Consider the following 19950-nt stretch of genomic DNA (forward strand, 5'->3'; position numbering starts at 1 on the left):
TTGCTGCCTCACTGCCGCAGCAGCGCCTTGAACGTCTGCGGCATCCAGGGACGTGCCGCCAGCATGAAGCTGATGGCCAGGCGCTCGTCACCAGGCAGACGCGCGTCTTCCTGGTGCTGCTGCGAAAATTCCACCGCCACTTGCTTCAGGCGCTCCAGCAAGGCTGCCGTGGATTTCTTCGACAGCATCACGTTCACCAGGCGCAGCAATTCCGTTTCGCCATCGAATTGCGAATTCAGGTAGTCGCCATAGGCTTCCTTTTTGAAATACGTGTGGATGGGACCGTTCGGTATCCACGCAAACGTGCGCGCCACCAGCAGTTTGACCCGGTTATTCGGCAGCAGTTCCAGAAAACCTATCTTGTCGAGGCGCAGCAGGTATTTCACGGCTTGCGCTTCGCTGATGTCGTAGATAGCGACGATCTGTTCCAGCGGCAGCAGGTTCAGGGCGGAGACGGCCACCACGAACAGCCGGGTGTCTTCGATGATTTCCTTTTCCTGCGCATACGTCAGGCCCGTGATCAGGGTGGGCGCGGCCTGGGCTGACTGCACGGCCAGCGCCAGCTGCTGGAAATCGCTGCCGATGGCCACCAGTATCTGGTCGAGCCGCTGCAGGGTAAATTGCTTCTGCGAAAACATCCGCTTGACGCTGGCTTCGGACACGCCGATGCGCTGGGCCAGTTCGGCATACGTGACGGAACGCGCTTTCAACAGGCGTTTCAGGGCCTCGATCAGGGCGTGGGTTTGCGGCATGCACTTCCTTTATAAAAATAGCATTGATTCAGACGGCAAAAAGTAGCGCAATACGCTACCTGCGGTATGCCTGCCCGCTACGAGTAGCGTTTTCATTGACCAATTGCCCACAGTCTACAATGATGGCGTTGCCACTTGGCACACTTGAAGGAGAAACACATGAAACGCCTGCTGCCCCTCTGCCTGTCCCTGTCGCTGCTGACGCTTTCCGTGGCCGCCCCCGGCCTGGTCCACGCCGCCGCCTCGGAGAACCTGTCGAATAGCTCGCAAAACCTCAGCCAGGGTTCCGCCATCGTCGTCGCCGGATCCATGTCGATGCTGGTCGCCTCCGGCCAGGTCGTCGTTGCCAGCGTGGAAACAGTGGGCGAAGGCATCGTCATCGTGCTGAAAGGCGCTTCCGAAGCAGGCGGCGCGTCCATCCAGATGAGCACGCAAGCGGCCAAGGGCCTGTCGCTGGCGGCCGGCACCGTGGTCAATGTGGTGGCACTGTCCACCGGCCACATGCTGGTTCTTTCCGGCAAGGCCATCGCCTTCATCCCGAACGAATTGGGCAAGGCGCTGCTGCACCACTCCAAAGTGTAACCACCATGAAGAACGGAAATTCCATGAAACAGTTGCTCGCCATGACCCTGCTGTGCGCCGCCACCATGGCGCCGCTGGCCCAGGCCAACTCCGATACCACCAACGCGTCCGACAACGCCAGCATGGCCTCGGCCATCGTGCTGGTCGGCTCCATGTCGGTGCTGGCCGCCGCCGGTGAAATCGTCATCGACAAGGTGGAAGACGTGGCCGACGGCAGCGTGCTCGTGCTCAAAAGCGCGGCCAACGGTGCCTCGCAGGCGGCTACGGCTTCCGTCAAGCTGAGCCAGAAAGCCATGCAAGGCCTGTCGCTGTCAGCCGGCACGGTGGTCAACATCGTGGCCGTCTCGACGGGCCACATGCTGATGCTGTCGGGCAAGGCCATCGCCTATGTGCCGAACGCGGCCGGCAACGCCATCCTCCACCATTCGAAAGCGTGAACCCCATGAAACGCCTGACCGTCATTGTTCTCAGCCTGGCCCTGGCCGGCACCGCCCATGCGGGGCGCTCGTGCGAGGAAAAGCAAACGGATGCGACTACCCTCGTCAAATCGATGGACCTGGCGCAAAAGACCCTGCAGGCGCTCGACGCCTCGGGCGCGCAGGTGGCGCTGGTGGCGCGCGCCGGCCAGGACCTGTCGAAGTACCATTTGCGCTACTCGCACATGGCGCTGGCCTGGCGCGACCACCCGAAAGGCCGCTGGCTGGTGGTGCATGAACTCAATGAATGCGGCACGGCGCAGTCGTCGCTGTACAACGAAGGCTTGGGCAATTTCTTCATGGATGACGTGTTCATGTACGAAACGCTGATCCTGATTCCCGGCCAGGATACGCAGCAGCAACTGGTGCGCCTGCTGACCAGCAACACGCCCAAGCGCCTGCATGAGCCGCACTACAATATGCTGGCCTACCCGTTTTCCACCAAGTACCAGAACTCGAACCAGTGGGTGCTGGAAACCCTGGCCGCCGCCAGCAACGAGCCTGGCAAGATCGAAACGCGCACCGAAGCGCAAGGCTGGCTGCGCAGCGCCAGCTACGCACCGCAAACGCTGAGCATCCCCGCCGCCACGCGCCTGGGCGCGCGCATGTTCCGCGCCAATATCGCCTTCGACGATCACCCGTTCGAGCGCCGCATGACGCGCCAGATCGACGTCGTCACCGTCGACTCCATCGTGCGCTTCATGCGCCAGCGCGAACCGCAAGTGCAGGAAATCGTCGTACGGAACTAAGGGCGCTGCAGCAGGCGGAACAGCGGCCCCGTCAGCAATACCAGCACCACCATGCGCGCCACGTGAAACGCCGTGACGATGGGCACGCCCAACTGCAGGGTCTTGGCCGTCAGCGACATTTCCGCAATGCCGCCGGGTGAAGTGGCCAGGATGGCCGTGCCCGGGTGGATGCCCAGCCAGTGCGCCAAGCCCAGCCCGAAGGCGGCCGCCAGCAGCAGCATCAGGACACTGCACAGGGCAACGCCGGCCAGGTAGCGGGGAGCGGCATGCAGGAAGGCGGGACTCAAGCGCGTGCCCAGGGCGATGCCGATGAACAGCTGGCCCGCGCGTATCATCCATTCTGGCAGGCGCGACAGATGGATACCGCACGCCGTCAGCAGCAGCGCGGCCAGCAGCGGGCCGATGACCCAGGCATTGGGCAACTGGCCCCGTTTGAAGGCAAGGGCCGCCAGCACCGTGATGCCGACCAGCAGCGTCAGCCCGCCATAGTCGACCAGCGCGGCGCCCGGCACGAAGCTTTCATGCCCCGCGGCCAGACCATGGCTGCCCCAGTAGCGCACGCCGAAGGGAATAGTCGCCACCACCAGCATCATACGCAAGCTGTGCGCGGCGGCGACCTTGCCCACATCGGCGCCATGGCGCTCGCTCTGCACCGCCATCTCCGACGCGCCACCGACGGCCATGGCAAAAAAGGCGGTGGCCTGGTCGACGCCGGAAAGGCGCCGCAGCAGCATGGCGCCGGACGCCCCCAGCGCCAGCGCGAACAGCACGGCGCCGGCGATCCACGGCATATAGAAAATGAGGACGGCCAGCACGGGCGCCGTGAAATACAGGCCCAGGGCCGTGCCGATGGCCCACTGGCCCGCCTCGCGCGCACGCACGGGGCAGACCAGTTCGCGCCCTGCCAGGCGCAGGCCGGCCGTGGCAAACAGGGGGCCGATCATCCACGGCAGCGGCGTGTGCAGCCACAGGCAGATGGCGGCGCCCGCCAGCCCGGCGGCCAGCGCGGCAGCAAAGGCGCGCCAGCGCGGCCACCACGGCACCGTTAAAACACCCAGAGCTTATCGGCCGGCATGTGCAGCCAGTACTTGCCCGCGTCGAGCTTGTGGCGCGAATACGCGCGCAGGCTGATGTTCTCGGCGCCGCCGCGCTCGAACAGGCATTCCCAGCGGTCGCCCAGGTACATGCAGGTCAGCAGCGGCAGCTCGATGGCGTTGTCCACCTGCGTGGCGCTGATCTTCACTTCCTCGACGCGTATCATCGTCGTCACTTCCGTGCCCACGTTGGCCCCGCGCGCCACGCCCTGCATGGAAGCGCCATCGACCAGCAGGCGCACGGCGCTGCCATCGCGCTGCACCACCTTGCCCGGCAGGCGGTTGTTACTGCCCATGAACTCGGCCGTAAACAGGGTGTCGGGCGTTTCATACATGCTTTGCGGCGTGCCCTGCTGCTCGATCTTGCCGTTATTGAGCAGCAGGATGCGGTCGGAAATGGCCATCGCCTCGCCCTGGTCATGCGTCACCATCAGCGCGGACAGCCCCAGGCGCACGATCAGCTCGCGCAGGAAGGCGCGCGCTTCTTCGCGCAGCTTGGCGTCCAGGTTCGACAGCGGTTCGTCGAGCAGGATCACGGGCGGGTTGTACACCAGCGCGCGGGCGATCGCCACGCGCTGCTGCTGGCCGCCGGACAGCTGGTGCGGATAGCGTTCGCCCAGGTGCCCCAGGCCCAGCTGCGTCAGCACTTCCTTGATGCGCGCGGCGATCTCCGTGCTGCCCATCTTGCGCAATTTGAGGCCATAGGCGACGTTGTCGAACACGGTCTTGTGCGGCCACAGCGCGTACGACTGGAACACCAGGCCCAGGTTGCGGTGCTCGGCCGGCATCTCGAAATGCTGCGCGCCGTCGAAGACATTGCGCTCGCCGATCTGGATCGTGCCCGCCTTCGGGCTTTCCAGTCCCGCCACGGCGCGCAGCAAGGTGGTCTTGCCGCTGCCCGAAGGCCCCAGCAGGGCGACCACTTCGCCTTTTTGCAGGTGCATCGATACACCCTTCAGTATCTGGTTGGCGGCAGCGCCCGTGCCGTAGTCCAGGTGCAATTCATTGACGGTCAATTCATTCATGATGTGGTCTCATTTTCTAATTAGTTATGCAACTTCACGCCGAAGCGCAGCGCGATGCCCAGGCCGATGGCCACCAGGGTGATATTGATGAAGGACAGCGCCGCCACCAGGTCGGTCGAGCCGCCTGCCCACAGCGACACCAGCATGGCGCCGATCACTTCCGTGCCCGGCGAGAGCAAGTACACGCCCGTCGAATATTCGCGCTCGAAGATCAGGAACACCATCAGCCAGGCGCCCAGCAAGCCGTATTTGATCAGCGGCAGGGTCACGTCGCGCGTCACCTGGCCGCGGCTGGCGCCGACGGCGCGCGCCGCCTCTTCCAGCTCCGGCCCCACCTGCAGCAGCGCCGTGGAAATGAGGCGCATGCCGTAGGCCATCCACACCACCGAATACGCGAGCCACAAGGCGAAAATCGTCGAGCGCACTTCGCGCAGCACGGGGATCACATGACCGCTCAGCCACAGGGCCACGCCGTTGTCCATGCCTTTCAAGATGCCGTCCAGCCAGGCCGGCACGAACAGGAAGACCCACAGGAACGACAGGCCGGCCAGCAGGCCCGGCACGGCGCGCGGCACCAGCACGCTGTAGTCGAGCAGGCGCGTGATGCCGTCCTGCTTGCGGTGCATGGCCAGCGCGATGAAGCTGTAGCAGCCGACGGCCAGCGCGCCGCCGACGACGCCGATCAGGATGGTGTTGACGATGCCGCGCACCAGCGACGGCTGGTCGAAAATGTCGCGGAAATGCTGCAAGGTCAAGACGTCGGCCAGGTGCACGCCCTCGCCCCAGTACTGCACGAAGGAGCGCAGCACGATACCCGTCAATGGCAGGATGATGGTGAAGATCAGCCAGCCGGCCAGCAAAGCGAACGCCAGCCACTTCCAGCGGCCCAGCGGCATGGCCTTGCTGCGCGCGCCCTTGCCCTTGATCGACACATACTTGTTGGCCGATTTCAGCAGCCAGCGCTGTATCATCACCAGCGGCATGGTCACCATCACCAGGCAGACGGCGACGGCGGCCATCAGGTGATACGACGGCGTACCGAGCTTGTTCGTCAGTTTGTACAGATAGGTCGGCAGCACCAGGTGGCCTTCCGGATCGCCGAGCACCAGCACCAGGCCGAACACCTCGAAGCCGAGGAAAAATACCAGCACGCCCGCATACGCCAGCGCCGGCATGATCATCGGCAGCGACACGTTGAGCATCACCTGGATCGGCGAGGCGCCGGCCACGCGGGCCGCTTCCTCGACGTCCGAACCCAGGCTTTTCAGGGCCGACGAAGCGTACAGGTAGACGTGCGGCACGTGCGTCAGGCCGGCGATGATGACGATGCTGGTGAAGGAATAAATATTCCACGGCACGAAGCCGAGCAGCTCCTTGGCCCAGATCGAATAGAAGCCCACGGGCCCCATCGAGACGACGTAGCCGAAGCCCATCACCATCGGCGACACAAAGATCGGCACCAGCAGCATCGGGGCCACCCAGCCGCGGCCAGGCAGGTCCGTGCGCACCATCAAAAAGGCCAGCATGCCGCCCAGCGGCACGGCGATCACGGTCAGACCGAAGGCCAGCATCAGGCCATTCTTGAAGGCCATGGCGAAATCGGGATCATCGAAGATGAAACGGTAGGAATCAAAGCCAAATTCGCGCACGGGCATGAAAAACGGCGCGTTCAAAAAGCTCTGGTAAAAAATCAGGAACAGCGGCAGGAAGATGGCGACCAGCGTGATCGCCACGACCACGCCGCGCGGCCAGTTCAGGCGCGACAAGGGAGAGCGCGACCGTGCAGGCAGCGGCAAGATAGCAGTTTGCATGATGAATCCAATGAATGAAGGGTGCGGCGTGCGCCCGCAAGCCAGGCTCGCGGGCGGCCAAGACGGCATTGGCTATTTTTACTTCTTGCCGGCGGTCTCTTTCCACTGCTTCAGGAACGCCATGCGCTTGGCAGGTCCCAGAAATTGCAGGATGATCGGGTGCACGGGAATCGGCTTGACGTTGGCCGCGCCGATTTCCTTGATCAGTTCCGCCGATGTCGTTTCGCCCGTGACGTCGGCGCGGATGGCGAACAGCTTGGCGCCGTTGGCGATGATGGTCTGGCCGCGGTGCGACAGGATGTAATCGAGCCACAGCTTGCTGGCGTTGACGTTCTTCGCATTCTTGTTGATGAACTGCACGCGCGACAGGATCAAGGTGTAATCCTTGGGCAGCACCACGCCGATCGACGGATCGGTCTTGGCGCGCACCAGGGCGTAGGAGCCGAGCACGTTGTAGCCGATCAGGTTTTCACCGGACGAGATGCGCTCCATCATGGTGCCCGTCGACGACTGCACGCGCACCTTGGCCGTGCCGAACGCGTTTTGCAGCGCCAGGAACTGCGGATATTCCTTCGCATCCTGCGCCATGAACATGAAGCCGACACCCGACTTTTCGATATCGTAGGTGGTGACCTTGTCCTTGAATTTCGGCGTGGCGATCAGCTTGACGAAGTCGTCGTGATTCTTCGGCACTTCCTTCGGATCGAGCAGGCGCTTGTTGTAGACGATGGCGGCCGGCTCGAACGTGGTGCCGTAGGCCTGGTCGTCCCACATGGCCCAGCCGGGGATCTTCGCCGCTTCGACCGACTTGTATTTCAGGGCGTAGCCGTCGGAGGCCAGGCGCATCTGCAAGTCCATCGCCGACGACCACATCACGTCGGCCGTATTGCCGCCGGCGGCCACTTCGGAAATGAAGCGGTTGTACACTTCCGTCGAATTCATGTCGTTGTATTCGACCGAGATGCCCGGATACAGCGCGCTGAAATCCTTGATCAGGGGCGCGGCGGCCTTGCTGTCGGTGGCGCTGTAGATCACCACCTTGCCTTCCTTCTTGGCCGCGTCGATGATCTTCTGGTAGTCGGCCGGATAACCTGCCGGCACCTGGGCGAAGGCGGCGCCGGTGGTACCCGCGAAAGCGGCTGCCAGGGCGATGGCGAGTATGGTCTTGGTTTGCATGGTTTGTCTCCGTCTGTGATTGTTGTATGGTTTGCTATTGGCTTCAGCGCATCAGGCCCAGTTCGGCGGCCTGCCTGGAATAGCGTTCGACCGCCTGGTTCACGTACTGCGTCAATTTGTCTCCCGTCAGCGCGAACGGATACATGCCCGCCTGCGTGCGCCACTGGGCAAACTGCGGCGTGGCCATGGCGCGTTCAAAACTGGCCACCCAGCGCTGGTAATCCGCTTCCGGCACCTGTGGCCCCATCCACACGCCGCGGATGATGGGCCACACCACATCGATGCCCTGCTCGCGCGCCGTCGGTACGCCGGCCAGCACGCCGGGCAGGCGCTTTTCCGACAGCACCGCCAGCACGCGCGCATGGCTGTCGCCCGCATTCAGGGTCGCTTCCGAGGTGTCGCCCGACATCACCTGCACGTAATCGGCCTGCATCGCCGTGAATATCTCGCCGCCGCCTTCCAGTGCCACGAAGCGCAGCACTTTCGGGTCGATGCCGGCCTTGCGCGCCACCAGCGCCATCTTCAGCCAGTCCTGGCTGCCGATGGTGCCGGACACGCCGATCAACACCTTGTCGGGGTGGCGCTTGAGCGCGGCGATCAGGTCGGCCAGGGTCTTGTAGGGCGAGTCGCTACGCACGGCGATCATGCCGTAGTCGGCGCCCAGCGCCGCCACCCAGCGCACGTCGCCCGTCTTGGCGTTGCCAAACTTGCCTTGCGCCAGGTTCAGCAGCGAACCGCCCGAAAACACCACCAGGGTGTTGGCTTCGGCACGCCGGCGCTGCGAGCCCATCGAACGCCACGCCACCGCGCCGATGCCGCCGGGCAGATAGCTGATGCGCACCGAGGACGCGAACGGCGCTGCCGCCGCCGGATCGGGCTGCAGCAGCCCTTTCTGCGCCAGCTTGCAGGTCAGGTCCATGGCGCCGCCCGGTTTGGACGGCACCACGCAATCGACTTCAGGCGCGGCGGCTGTTGCCGGCGCGGGCAGCAGCGCCGACAACAGCAGCAGCGACAGGAACGCGGTGCGCGGCATCGTCATGCCTTAGAAGCGGTGCTGGATGCCGGCGATCAGGCCGCGCTGCGTGTCGCCGAAACCGGCATCGTCACGCGACAGGCTGACCAGCTGGTTGTGCTTGGCCTTGGCATAGGCGCCGGCCACGTACAGGTCCGTGCGCTTGGACAGGGCATAACGCACGCGCGCCACGTACATGATCGGATCGGCATTGAGGTTGGCCGCCACGTTTTTCACGTCCTGGTAGTAGACCACGCCCGTCAGGGTGATGACCGGCGTGGTCTTGTAGCTGACGCCGCCCCAGTACAGAGTGCCGCGCACGTCGGCCTTGCCGGCTGCTGCCGGATCGAGCTTGTAGTCGCGCGCCGCCGCCTGCACTTTCCACGGGCCGTCGTCGTACATAGCGCCCAGGTGGTACACGGTGGTCTTGTCGCGCGCGCCGCCGGCGATGGCATTGCCGTTCACCTGTTCATACGTGGCCAGCAGGCTGACGGGACCCGTCTTGTAGGTAACGGCCGTCGACAGCTTGGCGCTGTCCGAGCTGCCCGTCGACTGTTCGCCGAAGCCGTACGATGCGCCGTAGCTGAAGTCGCCCGTCTTGCCCGAGTACTTGACCATGTTGTCGAAGGCCGTCGTCATGCCATACTTGCTCGGACCCGTCGCGTTGGCCGAGGTGGCCCACGAATAGAACGGCGCATAGGCCATCGGATCGAATGGCAGCACGAAGTCGTACACGGTGGTGAACGAGCGTCCCAGCACGACGCGGCCAAATGCGCCTTCCAGGCCCACGTTGGCCTGGCGCTTGAACAGCGCGCCGTCGGCCGCGCCCGTGTCGACCAGGATGCCGCCTTCCAGATTGAAGACGGCTTTCAGGCCGCCGCCCAGATCTTCGCTGCCCAGGATGCCCCAGCGCGAGGTGTTCATGCCACCCGAACTGACTTGCGTCATCGAGCTTTTGTTCGGACCGGCGTTGCTGGTGTTGCTGATGCCGGCGTCCAGGCGGCCGTACAGGGTGACGTTCGACTGGGCGTGGGCGCTGCCAGCGGCGGCGAGTACCGCCATGGCGGCCAGCGAGAATGCAGTTTTCTTCATGTAGAGTGTCTCCCTTAGATATAGTTATTAGTGATATGCCTGATCAATTTCATGAATCAGGATCACACTATATGATCGTGATCCTTTCAATTCGCTTTCAGACTGACAGGTGTCGCCGGCCAGCCACAGGCAATACCAACAAATTCATTGCGGCCCCTGTCGGCGGCGTGCCGAGAGGCTTACACTGCACCAATTCAAACGAATGGCGGAGACCATGCGCATATTATTAGTGGAAGACCATCTGGAGCTGTCGCACTGGCTGGCAAAGGCCCTGCGCGACGCGCACCTGACGGTGGAGACCGCCCACAACGGCGCCGATGCCGACGCCCTGCTGCATACGCAGGAATATTCCCTGGTGCTGCTCGACCTTTCCCTGCCGAAGATGGATGGCCTGGACGTGCTGCGCCGCCTGCGCGCACGCGGCGGCACGCGCGGCAAGACTCCCGTCATGATACTCACGGCGCGCGGCGGCCTCGATGACAAGGTGCAGGGCCTGAACCTGGGCGCGGACGACTACATGGCCAAGCCGTTCGAACTGGCCGAACTGGAAGCGCGCGTGAAAGCCCTGCTGCGCCGCAGCCAGGGCAACGAAGCGCTCGTGCACACCTGCGGCGCCCTAAGTTTCGACACCGTCACGCGCATGTTCAGCTATGCCGGCGCCCCTTTTCCCCTGACGCCGCGCGAACACGCCGTGCTCGAAGCGCTGATCACGCGCTCGGGACGCGCCGTCTCGAAGGAAAAGCTGTTCGACGAAGTCTTCGCGCTGGCCGACGACGCCAACCTGGACGCCATCGAACTGTATATCCACCGCGTGCGCAAGAAACTGGAAAACGGCGTGGAAAGCGGTTCGCCCGACGGCGCCGTCATCACCACCCTGCGCGGCATCGGCTACCTGCTGCAGCCGCGCAGCGCGATGGCGCCCGCCGCCTCAAAATGACCGTGCGCGCCCCCAGCCGGCCCCTGTTCGAGCGCCTGCGCCGGCGCTGGGCGCAGGGCCGGCCGCTGGGCAGCCTGCGCAGCCAGCTGCTGCGCTGGCTGCTCATTCCGCTGGTCATGCTGGTACTGCTCGATGCCGTTTTTGTCTACCGCAACGCGCTCGACGCGGCCGACATGGCCTACGACCGCTCCTTGCTGGCGTCGACGCGGGCGCTCGCCGAGCGCGTCTCCATCGTCAACGGCAAGGTCGTGGCCGAAGTGCCCTATGTGGCGCTCGACAGCTTCGAGACCGATACCCTGGGCCGCATCTACTACAAGGTCACGGGCATCAACGGCGAACTGGTGTCGGGCTACGGCGACTTGCCGCCCGTGCCGAAAAACGTGCCCCGTTCGCAGAATTATCCGGCACTGGTGCGGTTCTACCACGCCGACTACCACGGCAAGTCGATCCGCATCGCCGCCCTGCTGCAGCCCGTGTACGACGACTCGATGCGCGGCATCGCCCTGATCCAGGTGGCCGAAACGCTGGATGCGCGGCGCGGCCTGTCGAACCAGATCCTGTTCGACACCCTGATCTGGCAGGCGGCGATGGTGCTGGTGATGGGCGCCCTCGTGTGGTTTGCCGTGCGCCTGGTGCTGCGCCCGCTGATGCGCCTGAAAATGGAAGTCGAGACGCGCACCCTGTCCGACCTGTCCGACGTCGATCCCGCGCTGGTGCACAAGGAAATGCGTCCGCTGGTGAGCGCCATGAACGGTTCCATGTCGCGCCTGCAGCAGCTGATCGCCAGTCAGCGCCGCTTCATCGCCGACGCCTCGCACCAGCTGCGCACGCCGTTGACGGTGCTGAAAACCCAGGCCGAACTGGCCATGCGCGAGTGCGACCGCCAGGCGGGTGCGCCGCCGGACATCGCCGCCCTGCGCGACATCGTGCGCTCGATCGCCGTCACCACCGATTCGACCGTGCTGCTGGCCAACCGCCTCCTGACCTTGGCGCGCATCGAGCATGGCGGCGAAAACCTGGCGATGGACACCGTCGCGCTGCGCGATGTGGCGCAGCAGGTGGGACTGGAAATGGCCATGGCCGCCGTCGCCAAAAATATCGACCTGTCGCTGGAAGCGCCCGACGAAGCGCCCGTGCATGGCCAGGCGCTGCTGCTGCACGAACTGGTCGCCAACCTGGTCGACAACGCCCTGCGCTACACGCCACAGGGCGGCAGCGTGATCCTGCGCGTGCGCGCGGGCGGTCATGGAAACGAAACGGTGCTGGAAGTGGAAGACAGCGGCGCCGGCATCCCGCCAGCCGAACGCGAGCGCGTGTTTACGCCGTTTTACCGCGTCGGCGCGGCGCTCGAGAGCAACCCCGGCGGCGCGGGACTGGGCCTGGCCATCGTGCGCGACATCGCCGCCCTGCATGGCGCCAGGCTGGAACTGGCGACGGCGGCGAATGGGCACGGCTTGAAAGTCAGCGTGCATTTCAGCGGCGCCGCATGAGGCGCCAGACAGATATGTCTTCGATATTGAATGTTGCATCAAAACAACAAGTACATTATTTGTAATATTTTTTAAATAATTGCCTTACATAAACATATTCATCCCTATACAATTCGGTTCCCATTAAGCGGCGAGGCAGTCTCTCCGCATTAATTATCTAGGATTAATATGAAAAAGCAATTGTTTGCAGTAGTTGTTGGCGCCGCCCTGGCATTCCCATTGTTCGCCCAAGCTGAAGGCGCTTACGTCGGCGTTAACGTCGGCCGTTCCGAATTGAAAGCATCGGACGAATTTGATTCGATCAAAAAAAGCGACACCGGCTACAAAGCTTACGCTGGCTATGACTTTACGCAAAACTTCGGCGCGGAAGCTGGCTATGTTGACTTCGGCAAACTGACAGAGAAATTTGACGGCGGAAAAATGGAAGTGAAAAGCCATGCATTCTACGTCGCCGCCACCGGCACCCTGCCACTGAACGAACAGTTCTCGCTGTTCGCCAAGGCTGGCGTATCGCAGAACCGCACCAAAGCCACCGTCAGCGAACTCAATTTCAGCGAGAGCGTGTCGAAAAACAAAACTTCCGCCCTGTTTGGCATCGGTGCTGCTTACAACATCAATAAAAACCTGTCGGCTGTTGCGGAATACGAAAACTTCGGCAAAGTAGCAAACGAAGATGGCTCCAAAGTGAAAGCCGACCTGCTGTCGATCGGCCTGCGCTACAAGTTCTAATTCGCACTTGCGCGAATGAATCTCCTGCCGATGTAATGGCGGATAAGAAACCGGCTGCACAGCCGGTTTTTTTTATGGGCGAATGGCGTGCAGGCGGCATGGATGCTAAGATCGCGCCCTGAGATTTTAAGAAGGCACCTTGCCATGATGACCAAAGACGATGTAAGCGAACTGTTTGACAATATCAGGGAAAACGCGCCGTGGGATTTGTCCCAGCCACTGCTGTGGGGCTATTACTTCACCAACCCGACGTCCGAGCCGCTGGAACAGGCCGCCACCTTGCTGGCGCTGCAGGGCTACCGCCCCGTGGAACTGTACCAGCCCGAGCTCGACGACCCGGCGACACCGCCCGTGTGGGTGCTGCACGTGGAAAAGGCCGAAGTGCACGGCGTCGACAGCCTGCATGCGCGCAATGGCGAACTGATGGCATTTGCGCAGGACAACCAGCTGGCCAGCTATGACGGCATGGACGTGGGCCCGGTCGCTACGGCGGCGTAATCCGACGACATTACGCATAAAAAAACGGCGCCCGCGGGCGCCGTTTTGCATGGATCGCTGACAACGATCAGCTGAGGTTTTCCAGGCGGATCTTGGTGACCGTGCCCACCACGCTGTTCAACGCTTCCATCTTCTCGATGGCGGCCGTGACGTTCTTTTCCTGCGTCTGGTGCGTCAGCATGATGATGTCCGTATGCGTCTCGCCCTCGGCCGGCTCTTTTTGCAGCATGGCGTCGATCGAGATTCCGCGTTCGGCCAGGATGCGCGTCAGGTCCGCCAGCACGCCCGGCTGGTCGGCCACGTGCATGCGCAGGTAGTAGCTGGTGGTGATTTCCGACATCGGCAAGATCGCGATATCGGTCATCGCGTTCGGCTGGAACGCCAAGTGCGGCACGCGGTGTTCCGGATCGGCCGTGGCCAGGCGCGTGATGTCGACCAGGTCGGCGATCACCGACGAAGCGGTCGGTTCGGCACCGGCGCCGCGGCCCGAATACAGGCTGGCGCCGACGGCGTCGCCATGCACCAGCACCGCGTTCATCGCGCCTTCCACGTTGGCGATCAGGCGCTTGGCCGGGATCAGGGTCGGATGCACGCGCAGCTCGATGCCTTCCACGCCATTGACGGTGGCGCGCTTGGTGATGCCCAGCAGCTTGATGCGGTAGCCCAGCTGCTCGGCATAGCGGATGTCGACGGCATTGAGGTTGCTGATGCCTTCCACGTAGGCCTTGTCGAACTGCACCGGAATGCCGAAGGCGATGGCCGACATGATGGTGGCCTTGTGTGCGGCATCGACGCCTTCGATGTCGAAGGTGGGGTCGGCTTCCGCGTAACCGAGTTCCTGCGCCTGTTTCAGCACGGTGGCGAAATCGAGGCCCTTGTCGCGCATCTCGGACAGAATGAAATTGGTGGTGCCGTTGATGATGCCGGCGATCCATTCGATGCGGTTGGCCGTCAAGCCTTCGCGCAGCGCCTTGATGATGGGGATGCCGCCGGCGACGGCCGCCTCGAAGGCCACCATCACGCCCTTGTCCTGGGCGGCGGCGAAGATTTCGTTGCCGTGCACGGCCAGCAGCGCCTTGTTGGCCGTGACCACGTGCTTGCCGTTGGCGATGGCCTGCATCACCAGGGTTTTCGACAGGTCGTAGCCGCCGATCAGTTCGACGACGATGTCGATCTCGGGATCGTTGACGATCAGGTAAGGGTCATTGACGACCTTGCAGCCGCCGGCGACGAGCGCTTCGGCGCGCGCCACGTCGCGCACGGCGACGGCGACGACGTCAATGCCGCGGCCCGCGCGGCGCTTGATTTCTTCCTGGTTGCGTTTCAGGACGCTGAACGTGCCGTAACCGACGTTGCCCAGGCCCAGCAGGCCGATCTTGATGGATTTCATAGTTGTGCTTGACTGCTCATAAGTGGCGCCCCCTTGGGCGGCGCCAGGTTGATCGAGATTGCTGCTGGCTTTCAGCCCCGGCCGTGACGCTTGCGATAGCCTTCGAGGAAGCGCGCAATGCGCCCCATGGCCTCGGTCAGGTCATCGGAGTTGGGCAGGAAGACGACACGGAAATGGTCGGGCGCGATCCAGTTGAACCCCGTGCCCTGCACGATCAGGACCTTGGCTTCGGCCAGTAATTCATAGGCAAACTGCTGGTCGTCGGCGATCGGGTAGATCTCCGGGTCCAGGCGCGGGAACATGTACAGCGCGGCCTTCGGCTTGACACAGGTGACGCCGGGGATATCGGTCAGCAGCTTGTGCGCCAGGTCGCGCTGTTTCAACAGGCGCCCGCCGGGCCCCACCAGGTCTTGTATGCTCTGGTAGCCGCCTAGCGCCGTCTGGATGGCAAACTGCCCCGGCGCATTGGCGCATAGCCGCATCGAGGCCAGCATGTTGAGGCCCTCGATGTAATCTTTGGCGTGGCGCTTTTCGCCCGAGACCACCATCCAGCCGGAACGGTAGCCGCAGGAGCGGTAATTCTTCGACAGGCCGTTCATGGTAATGAACAGCACGTCGTCGGCCAGCGAGGCGATCGACACGTGCTCGGCTTCGTCGTACAGCACCTTGTCGTAGATCTCGTCGGCGAAAATGATCAGTTGGTGCTGGCGCGCCAGTTCGACGATCTGCAGCAGCACGGAAACCGGGTACAGCGCGCCGGTGGGATTGTTCGGGTTGATGACGACGATGGCGCGGGTACTAGGCGTGATCTTGCGGCGCATGTCCTCGATGTCGGGATACCACTCGTTCTGCTCGTCGCACACATAATGCACGGGATTGCCGCCCGACAGGCTGACGGCGGCCGTCCACAGCGGATAATCGGGCGCCGGCACCAGCACTTCGTCGCCACTGTTGAGCAGGGCGTTCATCGACATGACGATCAGTTCGGAAGCGCCATTGCCCAGGTAAATGTCATCGATGGTCACGCCGGCGATATTCTTGCCCTGCGTGTAGTGCATGACGGCCTTGCGCGGCGCGAACATGCCTTTCGAATCCGTATAGCCGGCCGCGTTCTGCAGATTGAGCATCATGTCGCGCACGATCTCGTCGGGCGGATCGAAGCCGAATACGGCCAGATTGCCGATATTGAGCTTGGTGATCTTGTGGCCTTCTTCTTCCATTTGCCTGGATTTTTCCAGGACCGGGCCGCGGATGTCGTAGCAGACGTCCGCCAATTTATTCGATTTCTGAATCGGTCGCAAAATAAATCCCTGTCGTGATGCGGCGCGGAGACTTGAGCTTGCAGCGTGGCCGCCGCGCCAGAACTATGAACCCGTGAAACTGCGATGCGAAAGACTGCAAGGCGAAAACAACCATTCTCGCCGAAAACAGGCCATTTTATCAAATTAAACATGGCGAACTGCAGCATTTGACGCCGATTCTGCCACGCCGGCGCAGCCGGACGACTATCGGGCGGGCGCCATCTTCATCTTCCCTTAATCTTGCAGCATTACCATGGCGCCAGCATGCAGCGCCACTGTGGCGCCGAACATTGCAAATTGGAAAGGATGTTGCTTTTCAGTCGCTCTTTTCTGTCATTTATGGCATGCTTACGCCCTTGGCCGCGGCACCCAGTTTGGCCGCGCGCGTACCGATCAACCGACACGACCAGCCCCGATATCGCCATGAAACTCCACGCCAGCAGCACCCAACAATACCAGACTGTCACCGGCTATGACGAAAACGGCGTCGAGATCAATGCCCAGCCGTACAACTACAGCCTGATCGTCATGCCGGAAACGCCGCCGCGCGCGTGGGAAGTGGACAGTTTCGAACAATTGAACGAGGCGCATTTCGCGCAAATCCTGGCCGATGCGCCCGACGTGGTCATCCTCGGCACGGGCGAGCGCCAGCGCTTCGTGCACCCGAAGCTGACGGCCGCGCTGACCATGCGCCGCATCGGCGTCGAATGCATGGATAGCCAGGCTGCCTGCCGCACCTACAACATCCTCATGGGCGAGGGCCGCAAAGTCACCCTGGCACTGATCCTGGCCCCGGCCGCAGGCAAGCCTGCATGAAAATCAATGTCAACGAACTGCACTCGTCGCGGGTGCTGATGTGGTCCCTGCTGGGCATCTTCATCGTCGTCACCCTGTATGCGCTGGGCGTGCGCACCCTGGTACCGCCCGACGAGGGCCGCTACGCCGAGATGGCGCGCGAAATGTTCGTCACGGGCGACTGGATCACCACGCGCCTGAACGGCATCAAGTACTTTGAAAAACCGCCGCTGCAAACGTGGATGAATGCGCTGACCTTCGCCGCCTTCGGCCTGGGCGAGTGGCAGGCGCGCCTGTGGACTGGCCTGTGCGGCATCATCGGCGTGTGCATGACGGCGTACGCGGGCAAGAAGGTCTTCGGCCCGCGCGTGGGCCTGTATGCGGGCCTGGTGCTGGCGTCGAGCCTGTTCTGGCTCGCTTCCGGCCAGATCAATTCGCTGGACATGGGCCTGTCGGGCATGATGACCCTGACCCTGGGCAGCCTGCTGATCGCCCAGCGCGACGACGCCACGGCGACGGAGCGGCGCAACTGGATGCTGGCCTGCTGGGCCGCCATGGCGCTGGCCGTGCTGGCCAAGGGCCTGATCGGCATCGTCTTGCCGGGCGCCGTGCTGGTGCTGTATTCGCTGTGCGCGCGCGACTGGCGCATCTGGACGCGTCTGCACCTGGTCAAGGGCTTGCTGGTGTTCTTTGCCATCGCCACGCCGTGGTTCGTGCTGGTCGCCCTGCGCAATCCGGAGCAGCCGCATTTCTTCTTCATCCACGAGCATTTCCAGCGCTTCCTGATGAAGGGCCACAAGCGCGAAGGCGCCTGGTATTACTTCCTCGTGCTGCTCATTCCCGGCATCTTGCCATGGATAGGCCTGCTGCCGCAAAGCCTGGCCGCCGCCTTCCAGCGCCAGCAAGGCGCCTTCCAGCCCCGTTTGATGCTGCTGGTCTGGGCCGTCTTCATTTTCTTCTTCTTCAGCTATTCGACCTCGAAGCTGCCCGGCTATATCGTGCCCATCTTCCCGGCGCTGGCATTGCTGGTGGCGCTGTACCTGGAATCGGCGTCGCGCCGCCAGCGCCTGTTCGCCGCCGGCCTGCTGTGCGTGCTGGGCGCGGCCATCCTGATCGGCGGACCGATCGCGTTCAGCAAGGCCAGCGCGCGCGATCCGGCAGCATTGATTGCATTGAAAGGCTACCAACCATGGCTGATGGCGGCCGGCTTCTTCGCCCTGGCCGGCGGCGCCCTGGCCTTGCTGCATGCGCGCCAGCTGCGCCGCGACATGACGGTGCTGACGATCGCCGGCGCCGGCTTCCTGGCCACGCACTGCATCCTGGCCGGCTCCGAACTGTATGGCCAGAACCGCGCAGGCACCGACATGCTGCCGCAGATCCAGGCCGAACTGACGGCCGATACCAAGCTCTATTCGGTCGGCATCTACGAACAGTCGCTGACCTATTATCTGCAGCGGCCCGTGATCCTCGTCGACTACTGGGATGAATTCACGTTTGGCCTGAAACAGCAGCCGGAACTGTCGATCCCGAACATCGAGCCTTTCATCACGCAATGGACGAACGATGCCAACGCCGGCGTGCGCGACATGGCCATTATCAGCCTGGGCCGCTACAAGGAATTGCAACAACGTGGCGTACCCATGCGTGTCATTGCCGAGGACGCGCGCCGCATGGTCATTGCCAACAAATAATGTTTAACTGGGGCGCGAGGCAGCACGGATCGCGCCCCCGGCCAGCTTGCCCCGCCCCCGCATCGGCATGATTTTTTCACCGCTGAACCGGCTGCGCCGCCATACTGACGATATAAAATAGCCATGCCTGCCGGCCGCTTTTCACCGTACGGCAGCCTCGGCAACACAGATACCCTGACACCATACCGACTCAAGAACCGTGCCCCATGACCTCTACCCTGCCCTTTTTGCCTTTTTCCAAACCCACCATCGATGAGGCGACCATCGCCGCCGTCGGCGAGGTGCTGCGCTCGGGCTGGATCACCAGCGGCCCGAAAGTGCAGGCATTCGAAGCCCAGCTGTCCGAGTATTTCGGCGGGCGTCCCGTGCGCACCTTCAATTCGGGCACGTGCACCATGGAAATCGCGCTGCGCATCGCCGGCATTGGCCCCGGCGACGAAGTCATCACCACGCCCGTGTCGTGGGTCGCGACGGCCAACGTCATCATTGAAGTGGGCGCCACGCCCGTGTTCGCCGATATCGATCCCGTCACCCGGAATATCGACCTCGACAAGCTGGAAGCGGCCATCACCCCGCGTACGAAAGCCATCATCCCCGTTTACCTGTCCGGCCTGCCCGTCGACATGGACCGCCTGTACGCGATTGCTGAAAAGTACAATTTAAGGGTCGTGGAAGACGCGGCGCAGGCGTTCGGCTCCACCTGGAAAGGCAAGCGCATCGGCGCGTTTGGCGACTTCGTCTCGTTCAGCTTCCAGGCCAACAAGAACATCACCACGGGCGAAGGCGGCTGCCTCGTCCTGAACAACCTGGAAGAAGCGAAGCTGGCCGAGAAATACCGGCTGCAGGGTGTCACCCGCAGCGGCGTGGACGGCATCGACGTCGACGTGCTGGGCGGCAAATACAACATGAGCGACATCATGGCCGCCATCGGCCTGGGCCAGTTCGCCAATATCGACGCCATCACGGCCCACCGCCGCGCGCTGGCACGCCACTATTTCGCGCAGTTCGGCAGCGACTTCGAAGCACAGAGCGGCGCCCGGCTGCCCGTGCAGGACTTTGAAAACAGCAACTGGCATCTGTTCCAGATCATCCTGCCCGACAACGGCCCCGGCACGCGCGCCGCGTTCATGCAAGCCATGGCGCAGCAAAACGTGGGAACGGGCTATCATTACGCACCGATCCACCTGTTTACCATGTACCGCGAACGCGGCTTTACCGAGGGCATGTTCCCCGTCTCGGAACAGATCGGCCGCCTGACCGTGACCTTGCCGATGTTCTACGCCATGACGACACAGGACGTGGAACGCGCCGTCGCCACCGTCAAATCCATTCTCATCAAATGAGCAGCGC

General features: G+C 63.0%; 19 protein-coding genes. 10 read left to right on the top strand and 9 right to left on the bottom strand.

Going from position 1 to position 19950, the window contains the following annotated elements:
* Window positions 1-8 precede the first annotated feature (8 nt).
* Window positions 9-752, bottom strand: a complete 744-nt coding sequence (locus JAB4_RS22340) for a helix-turn-helix transcriptional regulator (protein WP_070219154.1) — start codon at window positions 750-752, stop codon at window positions 9-11.
* A gap of 159 nt (window positions 753-911) precedes the next feature.
* On the opposite strand from JAB4_RS22340, the gene JAB4_RS22345 reads away from it, so the two are divergent.
* From JAB4_RS22345 to JAB4_RS22355, 3 genes are read left to right on the top strand one after another with little or no spacing between them, the layout of a single operon-like run.
* A complete protein-coding gene (locus JAB4_RS22345) occupies window positions 912-1334 on the top strand; it encodes a hypothetical protein (RefSeq protein ID WP_070219153.1) in 423 nt (140 codons plus the stop codon).
* A 23-nt stretch (window positions 1335-1357) separates the two neighbouring features.
* Window positions 1358-1771, top strand: coding sequence for a hypothetical protein (locus tag JAB4_RS22350; protein ID WP_070219152.1), 414 nt, complete (start codon window positions 1358-1360; stop codon window positions 1769-1771).
* A 5-nt stretch (window positions 1772-1776) separates the two neighbouring features.
* A complete protein-coding gene (locus JAB4_RS22355) occupies window positions 1777-2559 on the top strand; it encodes a DUF2145 domain-containing protein (protein WP_070219151.1) in 783 nt (260 codons plus the stop codon).
* Here the strand turns inward: JAB4_RS22355 and JAB4_RS22360 are convergent.
* The 6 genes from JAB4_RS22360 to JAB4_RS22385 all read right to left on the bottom strand — a co-directional run bounded on the left by JAB4_RS22360 (window position 2556) and on the right by JAB4_RS22385 (window position 9769).
* Complete coding sequence (locus JAB4_RS22360) at window positions 2556-3602, bottom strand: AbrB family transcriptional regulator (RefSeq protein ID WP_070219150.1); 1047 nt, start codon at window positions 3600-3602, stop codon at window positions 2556-2558. The genes JAB4_RS22355 and JAB4_RS22360 overlap by 4 nt on opposite strands.
* 2 nt (window positions 3603-3604) lie before the next feature.
* Complete coding sequence (locus JAB4_RS22365) at window positions 3605-4678, bottom strand: ABC transporter ATP-binding protein (protein ID WP_070219149.1); 1074 nt, start codon at window positions 4676-4678, stop codon at window positions 3605-3607.
* A 20-nt stretch (window positions 4679-4698) separates the two neighbouring features.
* Window positions 4699-6489: an iron ABC transporter permease gene (locus JAB4_RS22370; protein WP_070219148.1), complete on the bottom strand. Its 1791-nt coding sequence runs from the start codon at window positions 6487-6489 to the stop codon at window positions 4699-4701.
* 78 nt (window positions 6490-6567) lie between these two features.
* A complete protein-coding gene (locus JAB4_RS22375; protein WP_070219147.1) occupies window positions 6568-7665 on the bottom strand; it encodes an ABC transporter substrate-binding protein in 1098 nt (365 codons plus the stop codon).
* Between the two features lie 43 nt (window positions 7666-7708).
* Complete coding sequence (locus JAB4_RS22380) at window positions 7709-8704, bottom strand: tripartite tricarboxylate transporter substrate-binding protein (RefSeq protein ID WP_070219146.1); 996 nt, start codon at window positions 8702-8704, stop codon at window positions 7709-7711.
* Window positions 8705-8707: 3 nt separating this feature from the next.
* Window positions 8708-9769 (bottom strand): porin, encoded by a 1062-nt coding sequence (locus JAB4_RS22385; RefSeq protein ID WP_070219145.1) that lies wholly within the window; start codon window positions 9767-9769, stop codon window positions 8708-8710.
* A gap of 214 nt (window positions 9770-9983) precedes the next feature.
* Between JAB4_RS22385 and JAB4_RS22390 the strand changes: the two genes are divergently transcribed.
* The 4 genes from JAB4_RS22390 to JAB4_RS22405 all read left to right on the top strand — a co-directional run bounded on the left by JAB4_RS22390 (window position 9984) and on the right by JAB4_RS22405 (window position 13423).
* On the top strand, window positions 9984-10706 hold the full coding sequence (locus tag JAB4_RS22390; RefSeq protein WP_070219206.1) for a response regulator: 723 nt from the start codon (window positions 9984-9986) through the stop codon (window positions 10704-10706).
* Complete coding sequence (locus JAB4_RS22395; RefSeq protein ID WP_070219144.1) at window positions 10703-12196, top strand: sensor histidine kinase; 1494 nt, start codon at window positions 10703-10705, stop codon at window positions 12194-12196. Before JAB4_RS22390 ends, JAB4_RS22395 begins: the two co-directional genes overlap by 4 nt.
* Window positions 12197-12364: 168 nt before the next feature.
* On the top strand, window positions 12365-12925 hold the full coding sequence (locus tag JAB4_RS22400) for an outer membrane beta-barrel protein (RefSeq protein WP_070290554.1): 561 nt from the start codon (window positions 12365-12367) through the stop codon (window positions 12923-12925).
* A gap of 144 nt (window positions 12926-13069) precedes the next feature.
* The gene (locus JAB4_RS22405; protein ID WP_083286943.1) at window positions 13070-13423 is read left to right on the top strand and encodes a ribonuclease E inhibitor RraB; all 354 of its coding nucleotides are present in this window, start codon (window positions 13070-13072) and stop codon (window positions 13421-13423) included.
* A gap of 67 nt (window positions 13424-13490) precedes the next feature.
* On the opposite strand, the gene JAB4_RS22410 is transcribed toward JAB4_RS22405, so the two are convergent.
* Window positions 13491-14813, bottom strand: a complete 1323-nt coding sequence (locus tag JAB4_RS22410; protein ID WP_070219142.1) for a homoserine dehydrogenase — start codon at window positions 14811-14813, stop codon at window positions 13491-13493.
* 71 nt (window positions 14814-14884) lie between these two features.
* Window positions 14885-16114: a pyridoxal phosphate-dependent aminotransferase gene (locus JAB4_RS22415; RefSeq protein WP_070219141.1), complete on the bottom strand. Its 1230-nt coding sequence runs from the start codon at window positions 16112-16114 to the stop codon at window positions 14885-14887.
* A 423-nt stretch (window positions 16115-16537) separates the two neighbouring features.
* On the opposite strand from JAB4_RS22415, the gene JAB4_RS22420 reads away from it, so the two are divergent.
* The 3 genes from JAB4_RS22420 (at window position 16538) to JAB4_RS22430 (ending at window position 19943) form a co-directional block, all read left to right on the top strand.
* Window positions 16538-16930 (top strand): Mth938-like domain-containing protein, encoded by a 393-nt coding sequence (locus tag JAB4_RS22420; RefSeq protein ID WP_070219140.1) that lies wholly within the window; start codon window positions 16538-16540, stop codon window positions 16928-16930.
* Window positions 16927-18600, top strand: a complete 1674-nt coding sequence (locus JAB4_RS22425; RefSeq protein ID WP_070219139.1) for a glycosyltransferase family 39 protein — start codon at window positions 16927-16929, stop codon at window positions 18598-18600. Before JAB4_RS22420 ends, JAB4_RS22425 begins: the two co-directional genes overlap by 4 nt.
* Before the next feature lie 206 nt (window positions 18601-18806).
* Window positions 18807-19943: a DegT/DnrJ/EryC1/StrS aminotransferase family protein gene (locus tag JAB4_RS22430; RefSeq protein WP_070219138.1), complete on the top strand. Its 1137-nt coding sequence runs from the start codon at window positions 18807-18809 to the stop codon at window positions 19941-19943.
* Window positions 19944-19950 lie beyond the last annotated feature (7 nt).

Origin of the sequence: Janthinobacterium sp. HH102 (assembly GCF_001758625.2) — a bacterium.
In the GTDB taxonomy this organism is placed as follows: Bacteria; Pseudomonadota; Gammaproteobacteria; order Burkholderiales; family Burkholderiaceae_D; genus Janthinobacterium.

Bases quoted from the DNA above. Each gene is read 5' to 3' on its own strand.
- JAB4_RS22375 (WP_070219147.1), bottom strand. From the start codon at position 7,665: ATGCAAACCAAGACCATACTCGCCATCGCCCTGGCAGCCGCTTTCGCG.
- JAB4_RS22370 (WP_070219148.1), bottom strand. From the start codon at position 6,489: ATGCAAACTGCTATCTTGCCGCTGCCTGCACGGTCGCGCTCTCCCTTG.
- JAB4_RS22425 (WP_070219139.1), top strand. From the start codon at position 16,927: ATGAAAATCAATGTCAACGAACTGCACTCGTCGCGGGTGCTGATGTGG.
- JAB4_RS22380 (WP_070219146.1), bottom strand. From the start codon at position 8,704: ATGACGATGCCGCGCACCGCGTTCCTGTCGCTGCTGCTGTTGTCGGCG.
- JAB4_RS22410 (WP_070219142.1), bottom strand. From the start codon at position 14,813: ATGAAATCCATCAAGATCGGCCTGCTGGGCCTGGGCAACGTCGGTTAC.
- JAB4_RS22390 (WP_070219206.1), top strand. From the start codon at position 9,984: ATGCGCATATTATTAGTGGAAGACCATCTGGAGCTGTCGCACTGGCTG.
- JAB4_RS22400 (WP_070290554.1), top strand. From the start codon at position 12,365: ATGAAAAAGCAATTGTTTGCAGTAGTTGTTGGCGCCGCCCTGGCATTC.
- JAB4_RS22345 (WP_070219153.1), top strand. From the start codon at position 912: ATGAAACGCCTGCTGCCCCTCTGCCTGTCCCTGTCGCTGCTGACGCTT.
- JAB4_RS22385 (WP_070219145.1), bottom strand. From the start codon at position 9,769: ATGAAGAAAACTGCATTCTCGCTGGCCGCCATGGCGGTACTCGCCGCC.
- JAB4_RS22365 (WP_070219149.1), bottom strand. From the start codon at position 4,678: ATGAATGAATTGACCGTCAATGAATTGCACCTGGACTACGGCACGGGC.
- JAB4_RS22420 (WP_070219140.1), top strand. From the start codon at position 16,538: ATGAAACTCCACGCCAGCAGCACCCAACAATACCAGACTGTCACCGGC.
- JAB4_RS22340 (WP_070219154.1), bottom strand. From the start codon at position 752: ATGCCGCAAACCCACGCCCTGATCGAGGCCCTGAAACGCCTGTTGAAA.
- JAB4_RS22395 (WP_070219144.1), top strand. From the start codon at position 10,703: ATGACCGTGCGCGCCCCCAGCCGGCCCCTGTTCGAGCGCCTGCGCCGG.
- JAB4_RS22350 (WP_070219152.1), top strand. From the start codon at position 1,358: ATGAAACAGTTGCTCGCCATGACCCTGCTGTGCGCCGCCACCATGGCG.
- JAB4_RS22355 (WP_070219151.1), top strand. From the start codon at position 1,777: ATGAAACGCCTGACCGTCATTGTTCTCAGCCTGGCCCTGGCCGGCACC.
- JAB4_RS22430 (WP_070219138.1), top strand. From the start codon at position 18,807: ATGACCTCTACCCTGCCCTTTTTGCCTTTTTCCAAACCCACCATCGAT.
- JAB4_RS22405 (WP_083286943.1), top strand. From the start codon at position 13,070: ATGATGACCAAAGACGATGTAAGCGAACTGTTTGACAATATCAGGGAA.